The organism is Pseudomonas parakoreensis, from assembly GCF_021602155.1.
Lineage (GTDB): Bacteria > Pseudomonadota > Gammaproteobacteria > Pseudomonadales > Pseudomonadaceae > Aquipseudomonas > Aquipseudomonas parakoreensis.
Window position 1 is genome coordinate 1 of record NZ_BQHY01000100.1, and the last position, 255, is coordinate 255.

Here is a 255-nt window from a genome sequence, read left to right on the forward strand (position 1 = left end):
GTTGCCAGCTCCACCGATCAGGGTGTCCAGACCGCCACCGCCGTTCAAGATGTTGTTGCCGCTGTTGCCGGTCAACACATTGTTTTGGGCATTACCGCTGGCGTTGGTGTTCATGATCCCGGTGAGGGTCAGGTTCTCGACATTGGCACTGAGGGTGTAGCTGACCGACGCCATCACGGTATCGATTTCGTTGGCCAGAGCGCTGGTTTCGACGACTACATCCTGGGTGTTGTCGACGATGTAAGTGTCGTTGCC

General features: G+C 56.9%; 1 pseudogene. It reads right to left on the minus strand.

From position 1 onward, the window contains the following. Window positions 1-255: pseudogene (locus L6D63_RS28565) on the minus strand (hypothetical protein); the annotation flags it as partial.